20 protein-coding genes are annotated in these 25,376 nt (G+C 64.6%); 12 read left to right on the top strand and 8 right to left on the bottom strand.

Going from position 1 to position 25,376, the window contains the following annotated elements:
* The first annotated feature begins 31 nt into the window (after positions 1-31).
* From groL to LOZ74_RS16130, 5 genes are all read left to right on the top strand, one after another.
* Positions 32-1,681, top strand: coding sequence for a chaperonin GroEL (gene groL, locus LOZ74_RS16110; RefSeq protein ID WP_230292022.1), 1,650 nt, complete (start codon positions 32-34; stop codon positions 1,679-1,681).
* Between the two features lie 226 nt (positions 1,682-1,907).
* On the top strand, positions 1,908-2,315 hold the full coding sequence (locus tag LOZ74_RS16115) for a host attachment protein (protein WP_230292023.1): 408 nt from the start codon (positions 1,908-1,910) through the stop codon (positions 2,313-2,315).
* Positions 2,312-2,899 (top strand): biliverdin-producing heme oxygenase, encoded by a 588-nt coding sequence (locus LOZ74_RS16120; RefSeq protein ID WP_230292024.1) that lies wholly within the window; start codon positions 2,312-2,314, stop codon positions 2,897-2,899. Before LOZ74_RS16115 ends, LOZ74_RS16120 begins: the two co-directional genes overlap by 4 nt.
* Entirely contained in the window at positions 2,896-5,454 is a 2,559-nt protein-coding gene (locus LOZ74_RS16125; RefSeq protein ID WP_230292025.1) for an HWE histidine kinase domain-containing protein, read from the top strand. Before LOZ74_RS16120 ends, LOZ74_RS16125 begins: the two co-directional genes overlap by 4 nt.
* Positions 5,423-5,980, top strand: coding sequence for a hypothetical protein (locus LOZ74_RS16130; RefSeq protein WP_230292026.1), 558 nt, complete (start codon positions 5,423-5,425; stop codon positions 5,978-5,980). Before LOZ74_RS16125 ends, LOZ74_RS16130 begins: the two co-directional genes overlap by 32 nt.
* Here the strand turns inward: LOZ74_RS16130 and LOZ74_RS16135 are convergent.
* Positions 5,977-6,951: an agmatine deiminase family protein gene (locus LOZ74_RS16135; RefSeq protein ID WP_230293933.1), complete on the bottom strand. Its 975-nt coding sequence runs from the start codon at positions 6,949-6,951 to the stop codon at positions 5,977-5,979. The two genes, LOZ74_RS16130 and LOZ74_RS16135, sit on opposite strands and share 4 nt — an antisense overlap.
* Positions 6,952-7,043: 92 nt before the next feature.
* On the opposite strand from LOZ74_RS16135, the gene LOZ74_RS16140 reads away from it, so the two are divergent.
* Entirely contained in the window at positions 7,044-7,514 is a 471-nt protein-coding gene (locus LOZ74_RS16140; protein WP_230292027.1) for a COG3650 family protein, read from the top strand.
* Positions 7,515-7,935: 421 nt separating this feature from the next.
* The gene (locus tag LOZ74_RS16145) at positions 7,936-10,254 is read left to right on the top strand and encodes a CDC48 family AAA ATPase (RefSeq protein WP_230292028.1); all 2,319 of its coding nucleotides are present in this window, start codon (positions 7,936-7,938) and stop codon (positions 10,252-10,254) included.
* A gap of 49 nt (positions 10,255-10,303) precedes the next feature.
* On the opposite strand, the gene LOZ74_RS16150 is transcribed toward LOZ74_RS16145, so the two are convergent.
* Both LOZ74_RS16150 and LOZ74_RS16155 read right to left on the bottom strand, forming a co-directional pair.
* Positions 10,304-11,437 (bottom strand): mechanosensitive ion channel family protein, encoded by a 1,134-nt coding sequence (locus LOZ74_RS16150; RefSeq protein WP_230292029.1) that lies wholly within the window; start codon positions 11,435-11,437, stop codon positions 10,304-10,306.
* A gap of 55 nt (positions 11,438-11,492) precedes the next feature.
* Positions 11,493-12,809 (bottom strand): sensor histidine kinase, encoded by a 1,317-nt coding sequence (locus LOZ74_RS16155; RefSeq protein WP_230292030.1) that lies wholly within the window; start codon positions 12,807-12,809, stop codon positions 11,493-11,495.
* A 188-nt stretch (positions 12,810-12,997) separates the two neighbouring features.
* Here LOZ74_RS16155 and LOZ74_RS16160 point away from each other — a divergent pair, with 188 nt between their 5' ends.
* Positions 12,998-14,584, top strand: a complete 1,587-nt coding sequence (locus tag LOZ74_RS16160) for a helicase HerA-like domain-containing protein (RefSeq protein WP_230292031.1) — start codon at positions 12,998-13,000, stop codon at positions 14,582-14,584.
* A 258-nt stretch (positions 14,585-14,842) separates the two neighbouring features.
* Here LOZ74_RS16160 and LOZ74_RS16165 read toward each other — a convergent pair whose 3' ends face one another.
* The 4 genes from LOZ74_RS16165 to LOZ74_RS16180 form a co-directional block, all read right to left on the bottom strand.
* Entirely contained in the window at positions 14,843-16,228 is a 1,386-nt protein-coding gene (locus tag LOZ74_RS16165; RefSeq protein WP_230292032.1) for an ATP-binding protein, read from the bottom strand.
* 60 nt (positions 16,229-16,288) lie between these two features.
* Entirely contained in the window at positions 16,289-17,071 is a 783-nt protein-coding gene (locus LOZ74_RS16170) for a response regulator (RefSeq protein ID WP_230292033.1), read from the bottom strand.
* 39 nt (positions 17,072-17,110) lie between these two features.
* The gene (locus tag LOZ74_RS16175) at positions 17,111-17,635 is read right to left on the bottom strand and encodes an EF-hand domain-containing protein (protein ID WP_230292034.1); all 525 of its coding nucleotides are present in this window, start codon (positions 17,633-17,635) and stop codon (positions 17,111-17,113) included.
* A 289-nt stretch (positions 17,636-17,924) separates the two neighbouring features.
* Positions 17,925-19,727, bottom strand: coding sequence for an aminopeptidase P family protein (locus tag LOZ74_RS16180; RefSeq protein ID WP_230293934.1), 1,803 nt, complete (start codon positions 19,725-19,727; stop codon positions 17,925-17,927).
* Positions 19,728-19,941: 214 nt separating this feature from the next.
* Here LOZ74_RS16180 and LOZ74_RS16185 point away from each other — a divergent pair, with 214 nt between their 5' ends.
* The 3 genes from LOZ74_RS16185 to LOZ74_RS16195 are packed head-to-tail and all read left to right on the top strand — an operon-like array spanning position 19,942 to position 22,759.
* Complete coding sequence (locus tag LOZ74_RS16185; protein ID WP_230293935.1) at positions 19,942-21,960, top strand: S9 family peptidase; 2,019 nt, start codon at positions 19,942-19,944, stop codon at positions 21,958-21,960.
* 2 nt (positions 21,961-21,962) lie between these two features.
* The gene (locus tag LOZ74_RS16190) at positions 21,963-22,388 is read left to right on the top strand and encodes a thioesterase family protein (protein WP_230292035.1); all 426 of its coding nucleotides are present in this window, start codon (positions 21,963-21,965) and stop codon (positions 22,386-22,388) included.
* A 2-nt stretch (positions 22,389-22,390) separates the two neighbouring features.
* The gene (locus tag LOZ74_RS16195; RefSeq protein ID WP_230292036.1) at positions 22,391-22,759 is read left to right on the top strand and encodes a hypothetical protein; all 369 of its coding nucleotides are present in this window, start codon (positions 22,391-22,393) and stop codon (positions 22,757-22,759) included.
* Positions 22,760-22,764: 5 nt separating this feature from the next.
* On the opposite strand, the gene LOZ74_RS16200 is transcribed toward LOZ74_RS16195, so the two are convergent.
* The gene (locus LOZ74_RS16200) at positions 22,765-24,495 is read right to left on the bottom strand and encodes a diguanylate cyclase (RefSeq protein WP_230292037.1); all 1,731 of its coding nucleotides are present in this window, start codon (positions 24,493-24,495) and stop codon (positions 22,765-22,767) included.
* 188 nt (positions 24,496-24,683) lie between these two features.
* On the opposite strand from LOZ74_RS16200, the gene LOZ74_RS16205 reads away from it, so the two are divergent.
* Positions 24,684-25,319: a flavin reductase family protein gene (locus LOZ74_RS16205; RefSeq protein WP_230292038.1), complete on the top strand. Its 636-nt coding sequence runs from the start codon at positions 24,684-24,686 to the stop codon at positions 25,317-25,319.
* Positions 25,320-25,376: the final 57 nt, after the last annotated feature.

Below are 25,376 nucleotides of genomic sequence, written 5' to 3' on the forward strand. Positions count from 1 at the left end.
ATTCCAAGAATTCCCAAGAGGAGAAATCACAATGGCTGCCAAGGACGTGAAATTTTCGCGTGACGCACGCGAACGCATCCTGAAGGGTGTCGACACACTCGCCAACGCGGTAAAGGTTACGCTGGGCCCCAAGGGCCGCAATGTCGTGATCGACAAGAGCTTCGGCGCTCCCCGCATCACCAAGGACGGTGTTTCGGTCGCCAAGGAAATCGAACTGAAGGACAAGTTCGAGAACATGGGCGCCCAGATGCTGCGCGAAGTCGCATCGAAGGCGAATGACGCGGCCGGCGACGGCACCACCACCGCCACCGTGCTGGCGCAGGCGATCGTTCGCGAAGGCATGAAGTCGGTCGCAGCGGGCATGAACCCGATGGACCTGAAGCGCGGCATCGACCTTGCCGTCACCAAGGTCGTCGCAGACCTGCAGGCGCGTTCGAAGGACGTGTCGGGCACCGGTGAAATCGCACAGGTCGGCGTGATCTCGGCCAATGGCGACAAGGAAGTCGGCGAGAAGATCGCCGAAGCCATGGAAAAGGTCGGCAAGGAAGGCGTGATCACGGTCGAAGAGGCCAAGGGTCTCGAATTCGAGCTCGACGTCGTCGAAGGCATGCAGTTCGACCGCGGCTATCTGTCGCCCTATTTCGTGACCAATCCGGAAAAGATGACCGTCGAACTCGACGATCCCTATATCCTGATCCACGAAAAGAAGCTGTCGAACCTGCAGTCGATGCTGCCGATCCTCGAAGCCGTGGTGCAGTCGGGCCGTCCGCTGCTGATCATCGCCGAGGATATCGAGGGTGAAGCTCTGGCAACGCTCGTCGTCAACAAGCTGCGTGGCGGCCTCAAGATCGCTGCCGTCAAGGCTCCGGGCTTCGGCGATCGCCGCAAGGCCATGCTGCAGGACATCTCGATCCTGACCAATGGCGAGATGATCAGCGAAGACCTGGGCATCAAGCTCGAAAACGTCACGCTGAACATGCTGGGCCAGGCCAAGCGCGTCACCATCGACAAGGACAACACCACCATCGTCGACGGTTCGGGCGATGCGGAAGCCATCAAGGCCCGCGTCGAGCAGATCCGCGCGCAGATCGAGTCCACCACTTCGGACTATGACCGCGAGAAGCTGCAGGAACGTCTGGCCAAGCTGGCTGGCGGCGTGGCCGTGATCAAGGTCGGCGGCGCTTCGGAAGTCGAAGTGAAGGAACGCAAGGACCGCGTCGACGACGCGCTGCACGCAACCCGCGCAGCTGTCGAAGAAGGCATCGTCCCCGGCGGCGGCACGGCGCTGCTCTACGCCACCAAGGCTCTCGACGGGCTGAAGGGCGAGAACGACGACCAGACCCGCGGTGTCGACATCGTGCGTCAGGCGATCATGGCGCCGGTTCGCCAGATCGCGGCCAATGCCGGTTTCGACGGCGCGGTCGTGTCGGGCAACCTGCTTCGCGAAGGTGACGAAACGCAGGGCTTCAACGCTGCGACCGACACCTATGAAAACCTGACCGCCGCAGGCGTGATCGACCCGACCAAGGTCGTCCGCACCGCGCTGCAGGACGCGGCATCGGTTGCCGGCCTCCTCATCACCACCGAAGCTGCCATCAGCGAAGTGGTCGATGACAAGCCCGCCCCCGCAATGCCCGACATGGGCGGCATGGGCGGTATGGGCGGCATGGGCGGCTTCTAACGCCGTTTCCCGACCCGATCGGACCAAAGAGAGGGGCGCCCTTTGCGGGGCGCCCCTTTTGCGTTGGCGACGTATTTTTTCGCCATGATCGCCGCGCCTGTTCCCAACGCACCGTAATCCTGTACACTGTTCCATATCCCGAAACGTCATTTCACCGGCGCGGGGCACAAAACGCGCCCTCGTCCGTTACAGGCGCCTAGGTGCAATCATTTCGGGAGACCCCACCATGCGACTGCCTCACAAAGCCCATCTGGCCATTGTCGATGGAGAACGTTTCGTGGTGATGGTGAACGACGGATCGCCCGACGATCCCGCCCTGCGCGAATTCGCCAGTCCTGAACTCGCCGGCCAGAATTTCAGCGCGGGCGTGCGCCATCAGGACGATATCGGCCAGCGCCACGGCAGCACCGATCTGAACGAGCTGGCCCATGCCGCCGCAGCCGCCGAATGGCTGAACCGCGCGGCACTGGACAAGACCATCGAACGGCTGGCGATCGTCGCCGATCCCAAGTCGCTGGGCGAAATGCGCCGCCATTATCACAAGGCGCTGCAAGACATTCTGATCGCGGAAGAAGCCAAGACGCTGACCGGACAGCCCGTATCGCGGATCGAATCGAAACTCCTCTCTGCATGAACCGTGCCCCCCGCCCCGAACCCGGTCATGCGCCGCAAGGCGGCAGAGCAGCCTCCGGCGCTCGCTTCGCGATGCGCGAACAAACGCGCCGGCAGCACGAGGCGACGGAGGCGGCCTTTGCCGGATATGATCTGTCGCGTGCCGATCATTACCGCGCTTTTCTGACGGCCCATGCCGCCGCGCTGCCGGGAATCGAACTGGCCGCCACGGGCCGTGGGTGGAAGGGTTTCGCCCCCCGCCTGCCATTGCTGGCCGACGATCTGGCCGCGCTGGGCGCATGGCTGCCTGCCCCGATGATCACCGCAGAGCTGAGCGATGCGGGCGTATGGGGCGCGCAATATGTGCTGGAAGGATCGAAGCTGGGCGGGCGGCTGCTGGCGCAATCGGTGCCCGGCGATGCGCCCGCGACCTATCTGACGCCTGCCGACACGATGAGCGCGGACTGGCAGGATTTCTGCGCCGGTTTCGAGGAAGCCGCCAGTGCCGCCACGCCCGAATGGCTGGACGAGGCGGGTACGGCCGCCATCGAATGTTTCCAGCTGTTCCGGCGCGCCGCGACCGCTGTTGCGGAGGATCTTCGTTGAACTATCAGGACACGGGCGGCAGCGGCGCGGTCGACCTGACCAATTGCGACCGCGAGCCGATCCATATTCCGGGCTCGATCCAGCCCTTCGGCTTTCTGCTGGCGCTGAACGGCGACTGGGTGGTCGAACGCGCGGCCAATACGCAGCCCTTTATGGATATCGATCCGCGCGGCCTGATCGGCATGTCGGCCGCCACGATCTTTCTGCCGCAGGCGATTACCCTGCTGCGCGAAAGGCTGTCCGCACTGCGCGGAGAGGACGCGGTGGAGCGGATGTTCTCTGTCCGCCTGATGGCCGACAAGCCCAAATTCGATGTCGCGCTGCACCTGTCGGGCCGCAGCATCGTGATCGAATGCGAACCCGCCAAGGGTGACGAGATCGAGGTATCGTCGATGGTGCGCGGCATGGTCGCGCGGCTGGGCGCGACCGAGCAGGTGTCCGCGATCCTGCGCGAAGGCGCGCGGCAATTGCGCATGCTGACGGGTTTCGACCGGGTCAAGGTCTATCGCTTCGACCCCGACGGCAGCGGCGAAGTGGTGGCAGAGGCGCTGGAACCCGGCGTCGACAGCTTTCTGGGGCTGCATTTCCCTGCCAGCGACATTCCGCAGCAGGCCCGCGCGCTTTACGTGCGCAATTTCTTTCGCATCATCGCCGATGTGTCCGACACGCCCTGTCCGGTCGAGCCGGTAGAGCGCGCCGAACCGCTCGACCTGTCGATGTCGCTGTTCCGCGCGGTGTCGCCGATCCATATCGAATATTTGCGCAATATGGGCGTGGGCGCCTCGCTGTCGGTTTCCATCGTGGTCGACGGCAAGTTCTGGGGCCTGTTCGCGTGCCATCATTATGCACCGCGCCTGCCCAGCTTTGCCGAACGCAGCGCCGCCGAGCTGTTCGGACAGATGTTCTCGCTTCTATTGGGCAATGCGCTGCGCAAGGAGGCGGGCGAGTACGAGGATCGCGCCCGCAAGATTTCCGAGCGCCTGCTGGCCGCTGCCGCGCAGGATGCCGCGCGGCTGAACGATGCCGAATGGATCGGCGATATCGTGCTGGATGCGATTCCCGCCGACGGGGTAGGCGTGGTGATCGACGGTTCGGTATCGATGTCGGGCCTGACCCCCACGCAGGACGAGTTCGAGCGGATCGTGCGCGAATTGGAACGGCGCGAGGTCGGGCAGATCTATACCACGCAGCGCATTGCCGACATCCTGCCCGACGCGGCGGAGTTCGCGCATAAGGCGGCGGGCATGCTGGCCATCCCCGTGTCGCGCCGTCCGCGCGATTACGTGGTGCTGTTCCGTGCCGAACAGCTGCGTTCGGTCCGCTGGGCGGGCAATCAGGCGAAGAATATCGAATATGGCCCCAATGGCCCCCGCCTGACCCCGCGCCAGAGTTTCGAGGAATGGTCGAACCTTGTGCGCGGAGAGGCGAAGAGGTTCGAGGAAGCCGAAATCCGCGTGGCCGAAGCGCTGCGGACCAGCCTTTTGGAAGTGGTGCTGCGCCTGACCGAAGCGGCGAGCGAGGAACGCCGCCGCGCGGGCGAGCAGCAGAAATTGCTGATCGCGGAGCTGAACCACCGCGTGCGCAATATCCTCGCGCTGATCCGCGCGTTGATCGGGCAGACCAACCGCGAGGTGGCGAGCGTCAGGGATTTCGTCGGCACACTCGACAGCCGCGTCCAGTCGCTGGCCCGCGCGCATGACCAGCTGACGGCGGAACAATGGGGCCCGGGCCGGTTGAAAGAGCTGATTTCGACCGAGGCTTCGGCCTATCTCAGCGGCGCGGAACAGCGTCTGGTGGTCGAAGGGCCCGACGTCACCATTACCCCGTCCGCCTTTACCGTCATGGCGCTGGTGGTGCACGAGCTGGTCACCAATGCCGCCAAATATGGCGCGCTGAGCGACGGGGGCACGGTAACGGTCGGCTGGTCGCTGGACGGCGACCGCAATCTGGCGATCCGCTGGGAAGAAAGCGGCGGCCCCGCCGTGACTGCCCCCACGCGGCGCGGTTTCGGCACGACGATCATCCACGATTCGATTCCCCACGAGCTGGGCGGCGCGGCCAGCGTCGAATACCGCACCGCCGGCCTGCTGGCGCAATTCACCCTGCCCGGCCGCCATGTCGCCGGCGTGGTCGAGGGGAGCGAGGCGCGCATCGAAAGCAAGGCCGCGCCCAGGAACGAGGGCTCGGTAATCGTGGGCCGCCATGTCCTGCTGGTCGAGGATAGCGCGTTGATCGCGCTGGATGCCGAGGACAAGCTGCGCGAACTGGGCGCGGCAGAGGTGACGCTTGCCTCCACCAACGCCGCCGCTGCGGCGGCGCTGGACGATGGCGGTATCGAACTGGCGATGCTCGACTTCAATCTGGGCAAGGAAAATTCGCTTCCCACCGCGACACGGCTGAAGAACGAGGCTATCCCCTTCGTATTCGCCTCGGGCTATGGGGGCGACGATACGATACCCGCCGAATTCGCAGATATACCGGTGATATTGAAACCTTATGCCAGCCAGCAAATCGCCGAAGCGCTTGCACAGCTTCCCCCGCCGGCCGGGGACTGACCGCCTGATCGCCGCGCTGCTGGCGCTGGCAGCGGCGCTGTTCGCCCTGCCTGCATGGGCCAGCGTCACGGTCCATTTCCAAAGCTTCAACGGTTCGATGTTCTTTGGCCGCTATCCGCACACATTCGTGGTGCTGACGGGCACGCTGGACGCGACGGGTGAGGAGATCCGCGAAAATTACGGCTTTACCGCCAAGCGCGTCACCCCCGCGATCCTGTCCGGTCCGGTGGAGAGCGAGATCATGGTGGAGAAGGACAAATATGTCGAATCGACCAATCGCCATTTCAGCGTGGTGATCCCCGACAAGACCTATTGGCGCATCCGCGAAGAAGTCGACACATGGGCCAATCTGCCGGGCAAGGGATACGACCTTGAAAACCGCAATTGCATCCATTTCGTCGGCGCCATCGCGCAGATCGTGGGGCTGACGATCAGCTATCCCAAGGATCTGATGCGCAAGCCCAAGGCGTGGCTGAACCTGATGACCGCGAACAACCCGTGGCTGAACGCAAGGGAAATCGATTAATCCGCCGCGGAAGGCATTTGCTGGCTGGCGCAATGGAATCCGCCCCCGCCTGCCAGCACGGCATCGGCAGGCAGACCGACGACACGCCGGTCGGGGAACAGGGATTGCAGCAGGTCGATTGCCGCACCGTCCTGCGGCGTGCCGAACACCGGCACCGCGACCAGATGGGTCGTGATGGTAAAGTTCATATAGCTTGCCGGTTCGGCAAACTCGCCCGCGCTGACCAGACCGGGTGAGGGCATTTCGATCACGTCCAGCCCCGCCTCTGCCGCGCGTATGCGGGCATCGTCATAGATCGCGCGATTGGGATCGTCGGCCATGGTCGCGCGCGGGATCGCGATGCGGTTCGGCCCCACGAAACGGGCCAGATTATCGACATGGCCGTCGGTATGATCGTTCAGCAGCCCCTGCCCCAGCCAGACCACGCGGGTAAAGCCCAGATCGCGCTGCAACCGCGCCTCTATCTGGCTGCGGGTCAGCTGCGGGTTGCGGTTGGGGTTCAACAGGCATTGTTCGGTGGTGACGACGGTGCCGGTCCCGTCATTATCGATGGCCCCGCCTTCCAATATCCAGTCGGCGGTCTGCACATCCAGCCCCGCATCGGCGGCGATTTGCGCACCGATGGTCTGGTCGCCCTCCATCTCGAACTTGCCGCCCCAGCCGTTAAAGCCAAAGCGCATCGCCCGCCGCGCGCCATGCGCGCCGCGCACCACCAGCGGGCCGGTATCGCGCAGCCAGACATCGCCATATGTCCGGCGTTCCAGCGTGACGGCAGCGGTGGTCAATTGCCGCGCCCGCGCCTCGTTCGCGGCATCGCGGACCAGCAGGCGCACGTCCTGACCGCTTTCGGCCACCGCATTGGCAAAGGCAGCGATCTGTTCCTGCGCGCGCGGCAGCACTTCGGGCCATTCGACCGGATCGTGCGGAAACCCGATCCACAGCCAATCCTGTTTTGCCCATTCGGACGGCATCTGCCAGCCTGCGGCCACAATTCACCTCTGTCGCTGGGCGCGCACCATGGGGGCACTCGCCTGTGTTGGGGGGCGCTGCTAATATAATACGCATGACTGCGATAGCCCCCCTGCCGAACATGCGGTTTTGCGCCGTGGCCCTTGCCCTGTCACTGGCTGCCTGCGCACAGCCTGCCGACGAACAGGCCGCCGCCCCGCCCGGACAAGCCGCAGAAAAGCTGCACCGCCAGACGAGCGGCGAATCGCATATTCCCGCCGAATTCCGCGCGCTGGGCACCGAACCGTTCTGGGCGGTCCATACGGTCAGTTCCGGCAATGGCGGCATCGCCCTGCGCTATTCGACTCCGGAAAACAGCGAAGGCAGCGCCATCGCGATCGAGGACGAGCTGGTCGAAACCCAGATGCGGCGCCTGTCGGGCATGATGGGCGACCAGCCATTCGCCATCGAACTGACGGTCGCGCCCTGTTCCGACGGGATGAGCGACCGCAATTACCCGTTCACGGCGCAGGTTACTTTGGGCGATCAGACGCTTGCGGGATGCGCGCGCCCGATGGACGGCTGATGCTGCACTGCACCATCGCCATGGCGATATGAAAAGAACAAAAGGCGCCTGCCCGTTTTTTAGGCACGAATTGCACAAGAAATGCGCGGTTTCGGGCCATAGTTGCATGGAATGCAATTGCGTGCGCCCTTTTCGCATTTGCGCAATCGCGGACCCTCACCTAGATAGAAGGGGCCTTATAGGCATCCTCTCCCAAAACTTTCAGGCCTGGTCGGCAACGACCGGGCCATTTTTTTGCCTTGTTTCCGCGGCGATTCGCCGGTGCCTGCGCACGGCTCCGCAGCTTCGCGGCGCAACGGCAAAATGCCCCACATCGCCATTTGCAACTGGCATCCCCAGTCCCCATGTTTCCCGTTCCGGCGGATGCGCTTCTTGCAAGGCGTCCGCTGCATGACAGAACTGCTGGCTTGAGGAATCTTTGATGGCGGATGCAGATGCGGCGCTCGACGCGCGCGAAGTGAAATTGCAGGTGGCTGCGGCCCGGCAGGAGGAATCGGGCCATGGCATCGCCCGCATCCCCCGCGAAGCCATGGGCAGGCTGGGCATTACCGAAGGCGATATTATCGAGGTCGAGGGCAAACGGCTGACCCCTGCGCGCGCCCTGCTCCCCTATGCCGAAGACGAAGGGCTGGACGTGATCCGGCTCGACGGTCTGGAACGCGGCAATGCCGAGGTCGGTTCGGGCGAGCATGTCATCGTGCGCAAGGCCGAATCGCGCCCTGCCACCCGCGTCGTCTTTGCTCCTGCACAGCGCGAAATGCGGCTGCAGGGCCCGCCGCAGGCGTTGAAGCGCAATTTCTTTGGCCGTCCGCTGACGCAGGGCGATCTGGTCGCCACGCGCGGGCAGCAGCGTGTGCAGGACATGCCGCCCGAAGTCGCGCGCATGTTCAACGCCCCAGCCTTCGCCTTGACGCAGATCCGCCTCTCGGTCGTGTCCACCAGCCCCAAGGGCATCGTCCATATCGACGAGAATACCGAGGTCGAGCTGAAGGCCGAGTTCGAGGAGCCGCGCGACGCGCGGGCCGCCGTCAATTACGACGATGTCGGCGGCATGGAAGAGACCATCAAGCAATTGCGCGAGATGGTCGAACTGCCTTTGCGCTATCCCGAACTGTTCACCCGCCTTGGCGTCGATCCGCCCAAGGGCGTGCTGCTGCACGGCCCGCCGGGAACCGGCAAGACGCGGCTGGCGCAAGCGGTGGCCAACGAATCGGATGCCAATTTCTTCCTGATCAACGGGCCCGAGATCATGGGCAGCGCCTATGGCGAATCAGAAAAGCGCCTGCGCGAGGTTTTCGAGGAAGCCGAAAAGGCATCGCCCGCGATCGTCTTCATCGACGAGATCGATTCGATCGCACCCAAGCGCCAGAACGTGCAGGGCGAGGCGGAGAAGCGCCTTGTCGCGCAATTGCTGACCCTGATGGACGGGCTGCACGCGCGGTCGAACCTTGTCGTCATTGCCGCGACCAATCGCCCCGACGCGATTGACGAGGCGCTGCGCCGCCCCGGCCGGTTCGACCGCGAGATCATCGTGGGCGTTCCGGACGAGAACGGGCGCAAGGAGATCCTTGCCATCCACACCCGCGGCATGCCGCTGGACGAGGATGTGGACCTGAAGGAACTGGCCCGCACCACCCACGGCTTCGTCGGCGCGGATCTGGCGGCACTATGCCGCGAAGCCGCGATCGAGGCAGTGCGGCGGATCATGCCGAGGCTCGACCTCGACGCACGCACGATCCCGCCCGAAGTGCTCGACGATCTGTCGGTCACGCGCAAGGATTTCACCGACGCGCTGAAGGGCATCCAGCCTTCGGCCATGCGCGAAGTGATGGTGCAGGCCCCCACCGTCGGCTGGTCCGACCTTGGCGGTCTGGACGAAGCGGTCGGCAAATTGCGCGAAGGCGTCGAACTGCCGCTCAAAAACCCCGAGGCGTTCAAGCGACTGGGCATCAGGCCGGCCAAGGGCTTTCTGCTGTACGGCCCGCCCGGCACCGGCAAGACCCTGCTGGCCAAGGCCGTCGCGAAAGAGGCGGAGGCGAATTTCATCTCGATGAAATCGTCCGACCTGCTGAGCAAATGGTATGGTGAGAGCGAGCAGCAGATCTCGCGCCTGTTCGCGCGTGCGCGTCAGGTTGCGCCCTGCGTGATCTTTATCGACGAGATCGACTCCCTTGTCCCCGCGCGCGGCAGCGGTGCGGGCGAGCCGCAGGTGACGGCGCGCGTGGTCAATACCATCCTTGCCGAAATGGACGGGCTGGAGGAGCTGCAATCGACCGTGGTGATCGGCGCGACCAATCGTCCCACGCTGGTCGATCCCGCCCTGCTGCGCCCCGGCCGTTTCGACGAGCTGGTCTATGTCGGCGCGCCTGACGAGCCGGGCCGCCTGCATATCCTGAAAATCCACACGTCGAAGATGCCGCTGGCAGGCGATGTCGATCTGGCCGCGATTGCCGCCAAGACCGAGCGTTTCACCGGCGCCGATCTGGAAGATGTGGTGCGCCGCGCGGGCCTTAACGCCATTCGCCGCGAAGGGGCGGCGGTCACCGGCGTCAGCGCGGCGGATTTCGCCGACGCGCTGGAGGATTCGCGCGCCACGGTCACCGCCAAGATGGAACAGGAATATGCCAAGATGCGCGGCGAGCTGAAACGCCGTGCGGCGGAAACCAACCCCATCGGCTTTATCGCACCGGGCATGCTGACCAGCACGCGCGACAGCAAGCACGGCGACGAGGAAAGCTGACCGGCCCCAAGGCCCGGCGCGCGAACGGCGGGGCAATGCGCCCCGCCGTTCAGCCCGTCGCTTGCCCGCCGGGACTGCCGATGTCCGCGCCCCCGCTTTCCACCCGCACGGGTTCGGGCGTCAGGATACGCTGGCGCACGATGGCTTCGGGCATTTCGGCGGCGATCCACTGGATCAGCGCCTCGCGCACATCGCAGCGCAGGTCGAACAATGTCGGCGAATCCTTGGCCGTCATCAGGAAGCGGATTTCGATGGCATCGCGGGTCAGTTCGGTGATCTGCATATGCCTGACCCTTTTGTCCCAGCGCGGATTGCTCTCGACGATTTCCATGAATTTCTCGCGGATCGCGTCCAGCTTGGTCAGCGGATCGACATAGAACATCACCGTGCCCAGAAGCTGCGATGTCTTCTTGGTCCAGTTCTGGAAAATCTCGTCGAGGAATTTCGACGTCGGCACCACCAGCCGCCGCTCGTCCCAGACCTTCACGACCACATAGGTCATGCGGATTTCCTCGATCCAGCCCCATTCGCCGCCGATGATCACCGCATCGCCGATGCTGATCGGTTCGGTCAGCGCCAGCTGGAACCCGCCGATCAGCGATTTCAGGGCAGGCTGCGCCGCCGCGCCCACGGCCAGACCGGCAAGGCCCGCCGACGCCATCAGCGTAATGCCGATGTCGCGCACGCCGGGGATCGACAGCAGCATCAGCGAAATCACGATAAAGATGATCAGGAACGTGCCGATCCGCGAAAAGATCGTCAGCCGCGTGCGCTTGCGCCGCGCCTGCAGATTATCCTCGACCGAGATATCGGCACGCATGATCATGGTGCCCATCAGCGCATGGAACAGCGTAATCGCGATCCAGCCGATCAGCGCGGGCATCACGAAACCCGCCAGCCGCTGCCAGATATCCTCCAGCGCATCGATCTCGCGCGCGGCCAGCACCAGCGCCAGCGCGATCAGCGCATAGCGCGTGGGGCGCGCGATGCGGCGCAGCACCATGTCGTCCGCCTCGCTATCGCTGGCCCGCGCGAAACGCCGCAACAGGCGAAACGCGATCTGGTGGGCGATCAGCGCCAGAACGACGGCAAGCGCCGCTCCGGCAAGGGCGATGATCCATTCGCTGGCGCTATTGCTGCCCGCCTGCGCATGGATCCAGTTGCGCAATGTCTCAAGGCTCATGCACGCAGGCTAACCCATGCCGATGCTGCAATGCAACATCGGGCCGCCGCAGCGCTTACCCGCCTTGCGGAATGCGCATTTCCACGACCATGCGGCCCGCCTCGAACCGGCGCTCGATCTCTCCGTCCAGCTGGCGCGCGGCGCTGCGCATCAGCATCGAACCGAACCCCTCGTGCCCGTCGGGAACCGCGATCGACGGGCCGGTTTCGGTCCATGTCAGCAGCACGTCATCGCCCTTGCGCGCCCAGTCGATGGCGATCCTGCCTTTCTCTGCCGATCCCCTGTTCCCCGACCATGCCCCGTATTTGACCGCATTGGTGGCCAGCTCGTGCAGGACCAGACCCACCGGCGTCGCCTGCCGCGCGGTCAGGGCGACATCCTCGCCATCGATATCTGCGGCATTCCCCTCGCTGCGATAGGGGGCCAGCACCTTGCCGACCAGCATGCCCATATCGGCCTCGCCCTCACCGGCACCGCCATCAGGGCCCTGCGTCACATTATGCGCTTCCAGCAAGGCGTGAATGCGCGCGGCGATATTGTCGACCACGGGCGCCGCCTCGGGCTGTCCGCGCCCGCTCATCCGCACGATGGCAAGGATCACCGCGAACAGGTTCTTGACGCGATGGTTCAATTCGCGAGCCAGCAGATCGGCGCGGTCGCGCGCTTCCTCCAGCTCGGCGGCGCGGCTTGCGGCCGCCTCCGCCCGCGCGGCGCGCATGGCCAGCACGAAGCCGAACCCCAGACCCGCGCCCATCAGCGCCAGGGCAATCACCAGCAACGGCAGCACCCGCCGCTCCGCGCTGAACGCCTGTGCCGCGGCGCTTTCCTGCAATCCGCGCTCCACCTCTTCCAGCCGCGTCAGCGCGTCGTTCAGCCGCTCCATATCCAGCCGTCCCCGATTGCTGAGGATGCTTTGCTGCGCCTCGACGATCTGGCCCGCGGCGATCAGTTCGACATTGCCGGCAAGCTCGTCCATCTTGGCATCGCCTGCCTCTTCCACCTCGGCCACCAGCCGCTCGATCCGCGGGTCCTCGCTCGATTGCGACAGCAGTTTCAACCGTTCCAGCGCGCGCGGATACAGGTCGCGCCCGAATTCATAAGACGCGAGATATCGCCGGTCGAGCGTGATGAAATAGCCGCGCTGCCCCGTTTCGGCGTTCAGCGCCGCGCGGTTGATGTCGCGCAGCGCCGACATCACTTCGGTATAGCGGGCCGATTGCAGGCGGGCGGCGCGTTCGGTGTTGATGGTCGACCACACCAGCAGCACCGCGCACAAAATGCCCAGCGCCACCGCGCCCAGCACCAGCAGCGCGGACCACAGGCGTTTGCGCTTGCTGCGCGATAAAGCATTGGTCTGGGCTGCGGCGGTCAAGCATCTCTCCGGTTCAAAAAGGGGCGCGGCAGAGCGCCTTTACGGCCCCCGCAATTTTCCGCCCATTGCACGACATATGTGAATGATGGCTGCATTCTTGCCAAGTGCTGTCGCCTCCGAACGCAGGCTTGACCACGCGGCCCCTATCGCGGACATCATGGACATACCGAACGCAAACGGGACGATTTATGGCAGACGGCACGGATAGCATCTTCATCGGTCTGGGCGCCAATGGCGAACAGCAATGGCTCAACCTGAAACGCGCCAATCGCCACGGGCTGATCGCGGGCGCGACCGGCACGGGCAAGACGGTGACGTTGCAGGGGCTGGCCGAAAGCTTTTCGGCGCGCGGCGTGCCGGTGTTCGTCGCCGACGTAAAGGGCGATCTGTCGGGCATCGCCATGGCCGGTTCGTCCACGTTCAAACATGCCGCATCGCTGGAAGGGCGGGCAAAGGAACTGGGCATGGACGATTATGCCTATTCCGATAATCCGGCAGTGTTCTGGGACCTGTTCGGCGAACAGGGGCACCCGATCCGCACCACCATATCGGAAATGGGGCCGCTGCTGCTGGCCCGCCTGCTGGGTCTGAACGATACGCAGGAAGGCGTGCTGAATATCGCGTTCCATTATGCCGATGAACAGGGGCTGCTGCTGCTCGACCTTGACGATCTGCAATCCATGCTGGCCCATTGCGCCGAGAATGCGTCGGAACTGTCGGGCAAATACGGCAATGTGACCAAGCAGTCGGTGGGCGCGATCCAGCGCAACCTGCTGTCGCTGCGCACGCAGGGCGGCGACATGTTCTTCGGCGAACCCGCGCTGGAGATCGACGATTTCCTGACCGTGGACGAACAGGGTCGCGGCACGGTGAACATTCTTGCGGCCGACAAACTTATGCGCAGCCCCAAGCTGTATGCCACCTTCCTGCTGTGGCTGCTGTCCGAGTTGTTCGAGACTTTGCCCGAAGTGGGCGATCCCGAAAAGCCGGTGCTGGTGTTCTTTTTCGACGAGGCGCATCTGCTGTTCGAAGACGCGCCCAAGGCGCTGGAGGACAAGATCGAACAGGTCGTCCGGCTGATCCGGTCGAAGGGCGTGGGCGTTTATTTCGTGACGCAAAATCCCATCGACATCCCCGAGGATGTGGCCGGCCAGCTGGGCAACCGGGTGCAGCATGCGCTGCGCGCCTTTACCCCGCGCGACCAGCGGGCGATCAAGGCGGCGGCGGAAACGTTCCGCATCAATCCCGATCTGGATGTCGCAGAGGCGATTACACAGCTGAAAACGGGCGAGGCGCTGGTGTCGACGCTGATGGCCGATGGCGCGCCTTCGGTGGTGCAGCGCACATTGATCAAACCGCCGCGTTCGCGCCTTGGCCCGATCACGGCGAAAGAACGCGCGATCATCCAGTCGATCAGTCCGGTCGAAGGCAAATATGACACCGCCATCGACCGCGAAAGCGCCGAGGAAGTGCTGCTGGCCAAGGCCGCCGATGCCGCCGAAACCGCGCAGGAGGTGGAGGAAAAGGGCGAGGAGAAAGTACGCGAACGGGCGCGCAAGACCCCCAGCCTGTGGGAAAAGGCCAGCAAGGCCGCCGCCGGTGCCGCCGCCAGCAGCGCCGCCGTGGTCATCGCCGCCAAGATCACCGGCCGCAAAACCAGCGCCAACGCCACCCGCAGCGCGGCCACCGCAGCAGCAGGCACGATCGCGACCAGCCTTGGCGGCGCCGTCGCGGGCCGGTTCGTGCGCAATCTGATCGGCGGGTTGATGAGGTAGGAAATTGGGGGAGTGTTTGTTCGGGCCCTCAGACGCCGGGCGAGGCGCATCCGCGCCCCTTGGCTTCCTCGCATAAGCTCGGGCGCGCGTTCGCGCTTGCCGGAGTCGCTTCGCGCCCGGAGATTTGGCCTGACAGATTGGAATGGGCGCAAGAACGGGGCGCGAAGCGACTCCCGCAAGGCCGAACGGCCGCCGCGCCTTATTGGCGCGTAGCCAAGCGGGCCGGATGGCCCGCGCCCGGCGTCTGAGGGCCCCAAATCAAACAGGCAACGCCAGTTCAGCCACGATCCCGCTTTTCCCGTCGCTGCGGTTCGTGATGGTCAGCGTGCCGCCGTGCTGTTCGGCGATGGCGCGTGCCAGTGTCAGGCCCAGACCCGCGCCGCCGGTGCCGCGGTTGCGTGACGGGTCGCCGCGCTGGAACGGCTCCAGCATAAAGGCGATCTCGTCCTCGGGAATGCCGGGGCCTTCGTCGATCACGCGCACAATCGCCTGCTGGCCACGCTTTTCGACGCACACCTCGCCCCCGCCGGCATAGCGCAGCGCATTGCCGACCAGATTGCGCAGCGCGCGGCGCAGCCATGTGGCGCGCAGCGGCAGAACGATGCGCTGCGTATCGCCCAGCACGACATTCTCGCCCATATCCTCATATTCCTCGACCACGCTGGCGACGAGGGCGGATAGTTCGGTCACTTCCAGCGGATCGGACGGACGGCCCACGCGGGCGAGCGAGAGGATATCGTCGAGCGTGTCGGTGATATCCTTGATCGTGGCCGACAATGCGGCGCGTTCGGCATCGTCCTCTACCGATTCGATCCGCACGCGCAGCGCCGCCAGCGGGGTTTTGAGGTCGTGGCCGATCGCGCCCAGCATCACGTCCTTTTCATCGAGCAGCGCGCCGATCCGTGCTTCCATCGCATTATGCGCTGCAATCAGGCGGCGGGTATCCAGCGGCCCTTGCGGCTCCACCTGTCCGGCGGGCGGCGATGCGGGATTGGACGAAAATGCCTCCACCCGTTCGGTCAGGGCGCGCAGCGGGCCGGTAATGCGGCGCAAGACCAGCGCAACCACGCCGACCAGCACCAGATAGATAAGCAGCGTCTGCATGATCAGGGGCCAGCCCAATGCGCGCGCCTTGGGCGGTTCGAACACGCGGGCCAGGATCAGATTGCTGTCGGCGGTCATGCGCACGGCGGCCACGATCACGCGCGGCGGGCGCGGCTGATCGCGCATGCGGCGGCGGACATAGCTGGATGCCCATTCATCATCGTCGAGCCTGCGCGAAAACACCGCCAGTTCCGCGACCGAAAGGCCCTGTTCGTGCAGGATCTCCTCCAGCCTTTCGGTCAGGTCGCTGTCGGCGCGATCCTGTTCAAAGCGCGCCAGCAAGCCGGCTTCTTCCAGCCGCATGGGCCCGACGCCGCCGCGCGGGCCCAGCCCGTCGTCCGGCCCGCGCAGCAGGCGGTCGCGCAACAGGCGGCGGCCGATACGGCTTTCTCCGTCGTCGACGATCACGCGCCCCGCGATGATGCGGAACGCCAGCGCATGGGCGGTCGCCGCCTCGGTCCGTTCGATCTGCGCGCGCCATACCAGCACCGCGCCGATGGCCTGCGCCACCAGCAATGCCGCCGCGATCGCAAGCAGCATCTGGCCCTGAAGACTTTTGGGAGCGAGATTCCTTGGAGAAAGCAGGCGCACCATCCGCGCTCAGCCTCCGGCGTCGATCGGATCGTGCCGCGACACATCGGCGGCCAGCATATAGCCGCCGCCCCGCACCGTCAGGATCAGCTGCGGATCGGCGCGGTCCACCTCGACCTTGCGGCGCAGGCGGCTGATCGCATTGTCGACGCTGCGGTCGAACAGATGCGCCTCGCGCCCCTGCACCATGTCGAGCAGGCGGTCGCGGTCGAGCACTTGTCGCGGATGGTCCAGAAACGCCTTTAACAGGCGGAATTCGGCAGACGAGATCGCCACCACCGCACCTTCGGGATCGGTCAGACGCCGCTTCAGCGGATCGAGCCGCCAGCCCTCGAACATGAAGTCGCGCTCGATCTCGGGCACGGACTCCACGCGGGCGGCGCGGCGCAGCACCGAACGGATCCGCGCGACCAGCTCGCGCGGCTCGAACGGTTTGACGACATAATCGTCGGCGCCGATTTCAAGCCCGACGATACGGTCGGTCGCCTCGCCCCGCGCGGTCAGCAGGATGACGGGCATGCTCTTCGCCTCGACCAGATGGCGGCACAGCGACAGCCCGTCCTCACCCGGCATCATGATGTCGAGCAGGACCAGATCGGCCGGTTCGCCCTGCAGCATGGACCGCGCCTGCGCGGCGCTCTCGGCCTCGCGCACGGCGAAACCCTGCTTGGCAAGATAGGCGGCCAGCGGTTCGCGCAGCGCCTTTTCATCGTCGACCAGCAAGATGCGGTCGGGCTGCGAACCGGCACCTTGGCCGGCACCTTGGCCAGCACCATGGGGCGCGGAAGCCATCAGCTTCCACGCCCCGCGGTGTTGACGTCCGGTTCTGGCTTAGCGGGCCGCACCGGCGCCTCGCATCATGGTGCGCATCTTGTCGCGCGCGGCCTTGCGTTCCTCTGCCGTGACGGTGCCGTTCTTGTCGGTGTCCATCATGGTAAAGTGCTTGGTGAAGGCTGCGTCGAATTCGGCTTTGGTGACGGCCTGGTCACCATTGGTGTCGGCCATTTTCATCATCGCCATACCGCCGCCGCGCTTGCCGCCGCGATGGCCCTTGTGACCGGAACGTTCGCCGTCGCCGCGTTCGCCGCGCGCTGCAAATTCCTCTTCGCTCAGCACGCCGTCGCCATTGGTGTCCTTGGCAGCGAAACGCTCGGCCTGCTTCGCCTCGCGGTCGGCCTTGTCGATCTTGCCGTCGCCGTTCACATCCATGCGGGCGAACATCTCGTCCGACTTCGCCTTGGCGTCGGCCATGGTCATGTCGGCGTTGCGGTCGAACCCGCCAGCAGGCTGCGCCGCATAGGCCGCGCCGCCGATGGCGAGGATTGCCGCACTCGCGGCCAGAATGGTCTTCTTCATGATCAATGCCTCTCTCTACATTTCATCATAACGGAACGGATCGTTCCGAAAAACGGGGTGAAGTCGCGGACCAGACCATCGGGCTTGGGGGAGGGGGACATCAGGGACAAACCCGGTTGCGGTTCCGCCCCGCGACTTCTGTTGACCGTTCTACAGCCCCCGTGTCGCAACATTATCCCCGCATCCGGCCATTTTGTCGCAAATGGTATCAGCCGGATGCGGTCGTTCATCTCCGTTCAAGAAAACCGGCAGTTTCCTGTCATTCCATTCATGGTCAGCGCCGGTCGCCCTATCGCAGCGGAGCCGTCTGCGCCTCCAGCCATGCCAGATCGCTGCCCGACAGCTGCGGCGCGACGATGGCGCGGGTTTTCGCGTGATAGGCATCCATCCACGCGATTTCGGCATCGGTCAGCAGGTCGACATCGATCAGATTGCGATCGATCGGCACAAAGGTCAGCGTTTCGAACCCCAGCATGGCGTTTTCCGCGCCTTCGATCGCGCGGTCCTCCACCAGCACCAGATTCTCGATCCGGATGCCGTATTCGCCTGCCTTGTAATAGGCCGGCTCGTTCGAACAGATCATGCCCGCGATCAGCGGCTGCGCGACGGCGCGGGTGGAAATGTTCTGCGGCCCTTCGTGCACGGCGAGATAGCTGCCCACGCCGTGCCCCGTGCCATGCGCATAATCGAGGCCCACTTCCCACAGGAACTGGCGCGCCAGCACGTCAAGCTGGTGGCCGGTCGTGCCCTGGGGGAATATCGCGCGGTCCAGTGCGATATGGCCCTTCAGCACGCGGGTGAAGCGTTCTTTCACTTCCTGCGGGGCGGCATCGGGGCCGACCCACACGGTGCGGGTGATATCGGTGGTGCCATCGGGATATTGCCCGCCCGAATCGACCAGATAGACGCTGTTCGGCTCAAGCGTGCGGTTGCTTTCCTCGCTCACGCGGTAATGCGGGCTGGCGCCATTGGGGCCGCTGCCCGAAATCGTGTCGAACGACAGGTCGCGCAGCTGGCCGGTTTCCTCGCGGAACCCGCGCAGACGGTCTGCCGCCGACATTTCGGAAACGCCGCCCTTGGGCGCGTCGACCGACAGCCAGTGCAGGAAGCGCGACACCGCCGCGCCGTCGCGATGCTGGGCGCTGCGATGGCCGGCGCGCTCCGCCTCGTTCTTGACCGCCTTGGGCAGCACGACCGGATCGGTCGCCTTCATCACTTTCGCCCCGCCCGCCAGCAGGGCCGCAAAGATCGCCTCTACCCCGCGGACCGGATCGACCGCGACGGTCTTGCCCGCATAATCGCCCAGCGCGCTTTCGAAATCGGCGCGCGGGCGCAGCGCGACGTGATTGCCCAGATGGGCGACCAGTTCGCTGTCCACCTTTTCGGGGGCGATGAACAGTTCCGCGCTGCCATCCGCATTGACCACGGCAAAGGACAGCGCCACCGGCGTGCGATCCACGTCCTTGCCGCGCAGGTTGAACAGCCATGCAATGGAATCGAGCGCGGTGATGACCACCGCATCGGCCCCGTTTTCCGCCAGCCATGCGGCGACATCCTCGCGCTTGGCGCTGCTGGCCTTGCCTGCCAGCGCATCCTCATGCGGGACGGCGGGCGCGGCGGAAGGCGCGGGCCGGTCCTGCCACACGGCGTCGATCGGATTGTCCGCCACGGCGACCAGCTCGGCGCCCTTTTTCTCGACCGCCTTTTTCAGTTCCTGTGCCTGTGCGTGGGCATGCAGCCACGGGTCGAAGCCGATGCGCTGGCCTGCCTTTACATTGCGGGCCAGCCAGTCGGCGGGCGATGTCGCGGGCACGCCGACGTAATCCCACAGCTTCCCGTCCACCTGCTCGCGCACTTGCAGCGTATAGCGGCCATCGGTGAAGATCGCGGCGCCATTGCCGTTTTCCCGCGACGTCAGCACGATGGCCGACCCGGCCGATCCGCCGAAACCCGTCAGCCATTCCAGCCGCTGGGCATAGGCACCGACATATTCGCTCATATGCTCATCGCACAGGGGCACGACGAATCCGTCGAGATCGCGGCGCTTCAACTCTTCGCGAAGGGCGGCGAGTCGGGCTTCATGGGTCTGCATCAACATGGAAAATTCCTGAAACGTGTGGGGGTCTGCCTTGTGGCTTCAATGCACCGAACATAGTTTCACCGGGCGACGAGTTCCAGCCGCAGGGGAAACCCGCCCCCGCGGATCACCAGAATATCACAGAAAGCAGGCATCACGCGTGACCGACACTGCCCTTCCCGCCGCACCCGTGGCCGCGAAAAAGCCGCACAGCTTCACCCATCACGGCATGACGGTGGAGGATCCCTATGCATGGCTGCGCGACCCGCTGTATCCCAAGGTCGAGGATGCCGAAGTGCTGGCGCATCTGAAGGCCGAGAACGCCTGGTTCGAGGCGCGCATGGCCCCGCACGAAAAGCTGACCGAAAAGCTGTTCGCCGAAATGCGCGCCCGCATCAAGGAAGACGACAGCTCCGTCCCGCAAAAGGATGGCGACTGGTATTACTGGATCGAATATGAAAAGGGCGCGCAATACAAGCAATGGTGGCGCAAACCCGCCAGCGGGGGCCGCGACGGGACCGAGGGCAAGGTGCTGCTGCTGGACGAGGTCGCGCTGGCCGAGGGGAAGGATTATTTCAGCCTCGGCAGCTTCTCGATCTCTTCCGACGGGACGAAGCTGGCCTTTTCGACCGACACCGACGGGTCGGAACGATACGAGGCGCGGATCAAGGATCTGACCACGGGCGAGATGCTGCCCGATACGATCCCCGGCACTTTGGGCGCCTTGGTCTGGGTCGCGGGCGATACGACAATCGCCTATTCGCTGGCGAACGAGCAATGGCGCACCGATAATGTCCGGCTCCACACGCTGGGCACCCCGCTCGACACCGATGTCGAGATTTTCCACGAGGATGACGAGGGTTTCCGCTGCGGAGCCAGCCTGTCCGCGAACGAGCAATGGCTGATCGTCGCGACATCGGATCACGAGACGAGCGAGGCATGGATCGCGCCTGCCGCCGACCCTACTGCGCCGCAGATTCTGGTGAAGGCGCGGGCCAAGGGCGTCGAATATGACATCGACATCAAGGGCGACACGATCTTCGTGCTGACCAATGACGATCACGTCAATTTCCGCGTCGCCACCGCGCCCATGTCCAGCCCGGCGGACTGGACCACGCTGATCGCCGGATCGGACGAATTCTATATCACCGGCCTCGACCTGTTCGAAAAATTCTATGTGATCGAGGGGCGCCGCGCCGGACTGGACCAGATCGAGATCCGCGATTACGCCGATCCGGCGAAGATCACCCCGATCGACTTCCCCGAGGAAAGCTATGTCGCGGGGATGGGCAATAATCCCGAATGGGACATGGATGTGCTGCGCGTGTCCTATAATTCCATGGTCACGCCCGCGACCGCCTTTGACTATGACGTCGCGACCGGCAGCCTGACCGTGCTGAAGGTGCAGGAAATCCCGTCGGGCTATGATGCGGCGAATTACCGCACCGAACGCGTGGTGATCACCGCGCGCGACGGGACCGAAGTGCCCGTATCGCTGATGATGCGCGCCGATACGCCGCTGGACGGATCGGCGCCGCTGCATCTGTTCGGCTATGGCGCCTATGGCATTGCGATGCCGCCCTATTTCAGCACGGCGCGGCTCAGCCTGGTGGATCGCGGCTTTATCTATGCCATCGCCCATATCCGCGGCGGCGACGATCTGGGCCGCCAATGGTATCTGGACGGCAAGCTGGAAAAGCGGACCAATGCGTTCAACGATTTCGTCGATGTCGCCAGGGGGCTGATCGACAGGGGCTATACGGCCAAGGGCCGCGTGACCGCATCGGGCGGATCGGCAGGGGGCGAGCTGATGGGCGCGGTGCTGAATTCCGATCCCGACCTGTGGGGCGCGGTGGTGGCGCATGTGCCCTTTGTCGATGTGCTGTCGACCATGCTGGACGCGACCCTGCCGCTGACGCCGGGCGAATGGCCGGAATGGGGCAACCCGATCGAGGATGCCGCCGCCTTCACCCTGATCCAGAGCTATAGCCCCTATGATCAGGTCCGCGCACAGGCCTATCCGCCGCTGCTGGTGACGGCCGGATTGAACGATCCGCGCGTCACCTATTGGGAACCGGCCAAATGGGTCGCGAAACTGCGCGAGCTGAAGACCGACGACAATGAATTGCTGCTGAAAGTGAACATGGGCGCAGGGCACGGCGGCAAGTCGGGCCGGTTCGATTCGCTGAAGGAAACGGCGGAGGAATTCGCCTTTATCCTGTGGCAGATGGATATGCTGGACGCATAGGGATGGAGCCGGTTTCCACCTGGCGCGTGACGTTCACCGCAGGCCCCGAACATATCGATTTCATGGGCCATGTGAACAATGCGATCTGGCTGAACTGGGTGCAGGACATTGCCGGCGCCCATTGGGAAGCCGTCGCCCCGCCAGACCATCAGGCGGCCTATCTGTGGGTCGTGACGCGGCACGAGGTCGACTATCGCGGCAATATCGCCCTTGGGGAAAGCGTGATCGGCGAAACCCGCATCGAACGCGGGCCCAAGGGTGCGCGTTTCGAACGGCTGGTCGATTTCTTTCGCGAACGGGACGGAGAGCCGGTGGGCAAGCCCATCGTCTCGGTCCGGTCCGACTGGGCGATGATCGACAAGGCCACCGGCCGCATCATGCGCATCCCCGCCGAAGTCGCCGCACCCTTCGTGCCGCGTGGGGCGTGAAAATGATGCAATTCCCGCGTCAGGCAGCGGCAGCGGTCTTCGCGCTACCATGCCTCGCACTTATCGCCTGTTCACAGCATCGCCCCGAAACGCCTGCCTTCTTCGAGCAAAAGACTGGGTTAAGGCTGTGCGAATCGGCCAAGGTGCAGAACATCCGTATTGGCGAATACGATGATGCGACCGACTTCACCTATGGCGTGCGTCTCAAGCTCGACCGACAATGCAAGGAACGGTTCGTGGCAGAAATTCGTGAGCGGCTTGGGGTGACCTGCCCCATAGGCAAATGCAACTTTATGGATTCAAACAGCTGGTCGTATCGCTATGCGACCCTGCCATCGGGCGAGATCGAATTCGTGCTGCGGGCCATTTGACCCCTCTAACCCTCGACCCCCGCGGCCCTCCGCTCGCCCGTGCGGCGGTCGCCGCGCCGCCGCCGGACAGGTGCGTCGAACAGCTGGATGCGTTCGCTGAGCATGCGGTTGCGACCGCTGTTCTTGGCTTCATAGAGCAGCCGGTCGGCATGGGCATAGACGCGGCGCAGGGTCGTCGCCACGCCCGGCGTCGTATCGACCAGCCCCAGCGAGGCGGTGATCGGCGCGTCGATGCCGTCGATCTCGTTCACGATGCGGATCGATATGGCGCGGCGCATGCGTTCGGCGCGTTCGACCACATCGGCCCCGCGCATCAGCATCAGGAATTCCTCGCCCCCAAGGCGGAAGCTGATCGTATCGGGATCGGCCGACAGCGCCGCCGCCGTTTCCTGCAACACGCGGTCGCCCATCGCATGGCCGTACCGGTCGTTGACCCTCTTGAAATGGTCAAGGTCGATCACCGCCAGCGCCGTATAGCCATCGGCCCGCAAATCGGGATAGCGGGCTTCCAGCGCGCGGCGGTTGAACAGGCCGGTCAGCGCGTCGCGGTCGACCAGAGAGGCCAGCGAATCGATCCGCGCCTCTGCCTTGTCGCGGTCGCGGCGCAGCACGTCGAACCGGTCCACCACACCCAGCGCGGCCAGCACGATTTCGAAACCCAGCGTCAGGAAAATCAGCTGGTCCATCCAGTGCGGCACGGCATACAGGCCGAAACTGCGCACGATGCGTTCCAGCCCGACGACGATGATCGGCGCCCAGCCATAGATCTGGAACCAGACCGCACGGCTGCGGCGGCGCGCCGCGTGCCACATGCCGAACAGGAACAGGGTGATGATCGGCAGGAACCCCAGCAGGTAAAGCCGGTTGCCGAAGGGGCGCGTCGCCTCCAGCGGCAGGCTGGCCCATGTGCCGAAGATCAGCGTCGCCACGCCCGTCCCCACGATCAGGTCGCGCATCCGGCGGGTCATCGCGTGCGGTTCGATAAAATTGGCGCAAAATGCCGCGCCCGCCGCGACCATGCACAGGAACGACATATGGTTCAGAAACGCCAGCGCGCCGATGCCCATATGCGCGAACCGGTGGATGATGCCGCTTGCCACCACCAGATAGGCATTCATGCCCAGCACCATCGCGATATGCCACAGGATAAAGCGTTCGCGCAGCACAAGGTAGAACGCGTAATTATAGATCAGCGGCGCGATCAGCAGCCCGACCAGCACCGCCAGCACGATCATCATGCGCGGCGACCAGCCCAGCGTGCCATCCTCGGCACTGCCGCGTTGCAGCGATCCCTCGGCCAGCATGGCGCTGCTGCCCGCCCGCTCGATCTCGACCAGCACCGATGTGGTGCCGTCCATATCGGGCAAGGGAATCGCGAAATTCGCGCCGTTCACGAACAGCTCGATATCGCCCATCGCATATGTCTGCCGGTCGCGGACGCGATTGCCGTCGAGCGTGATGACGGTGATGCGGTCGAAACGCGCGATGCCGGTGACGAAATGGGTCGGCGCACGGGCAGCGGCCAGATCGCCCGGCGAAAAGAACAGCCAGCCGCGCGTCGAGGCCGAACCGAAATCGCGATTGCCGCATTGCCAGGGTATGTCGGCCAGCCGCGCGCCACCCGTCAGTTCCTCGGCCGCGATGCCGCCATTGGCATGGCAGCTTGCGCGCACGTCACCCGTCGCCACCTCGCCCGCACGCGCCTCTGTCGAGACGAAGAGCGCAATGGCCAGCATCAGTGCTGTTGCTGCGAATCTGCGAACCGGACCCCACATGCGCGGCTTATGGCATTTCAGCCCTACGGACCGGTTAACATGCTCGAAATTCTAAGTAACAATTGTTCGCAGGGAAGTCATTTCCGACAGACTATTGCGTTTTTTCGCTGCGGCTAGCCAACAAGCCGCATGATCGCTAGGTCATCGCCATGAAGTTCGACATGCATGATATGACCCCTGCCGACCGGTATCGGCTGCTGGTCAACACCGTCACCCCGCGCCCCGTGGCATGGGTCGTCAGCCGCAGCGAAAAGGGCGTTCTGAACGCCGCGCCCTACAGCTTTTTCAACGTGCTCGGGTCAGAGCCGCCGATCTGCGTGCTGGGCATCGGGCAACGCGCGGAGGGCGATCCCAAGGATACCGCGCGCAACATCATGGCCACGGGCGAATTCACCATCAACCTCGTGCGCGAGGCGGATACGCGCACCATGGTCGACAGCGCCGCCGAAGCCCCGCGCGAGGTGAGCGAGATCGAAGCGCTGGGCATCGCCACGCGCCCCGCCAGCACGGTCGCCACCCCGCTGATCGCCAGCGCCCCCGCCGCGCTGGAATGCAAATTATGGAAGCCGATCGAGACGGGCGGCAATTTCACGATCATTCTGGGCGAGATTCTGGCCCTGCATATCGGTGACGAATTCCTGACCGGCCCCGCCGAACGCCCGCGCGTCGACACGCAGGCCATGGCGCTGGTCGGCCGCGCCTTCGGGGCAGGCGGCTATATCCGCAACAAGGATACTTTCGTCGAGGAACGCGTCGGCTGGCCGCTGCCCGATCGGGAGGCCTAGGGACATTCCCCTATGCCCTGACAATTGTTGTCTTAACCATATTTGGTCAGCATCCCC

It is taken from the genome of Croceicoccus sp. Ery5 (assembly GCF_020985325.1).
GTDB lineage: Bacteria > Pseudomonadota > Alphaproteobacteria > Sphingomonadales > Sphingomonadaceae > Croceicoccus.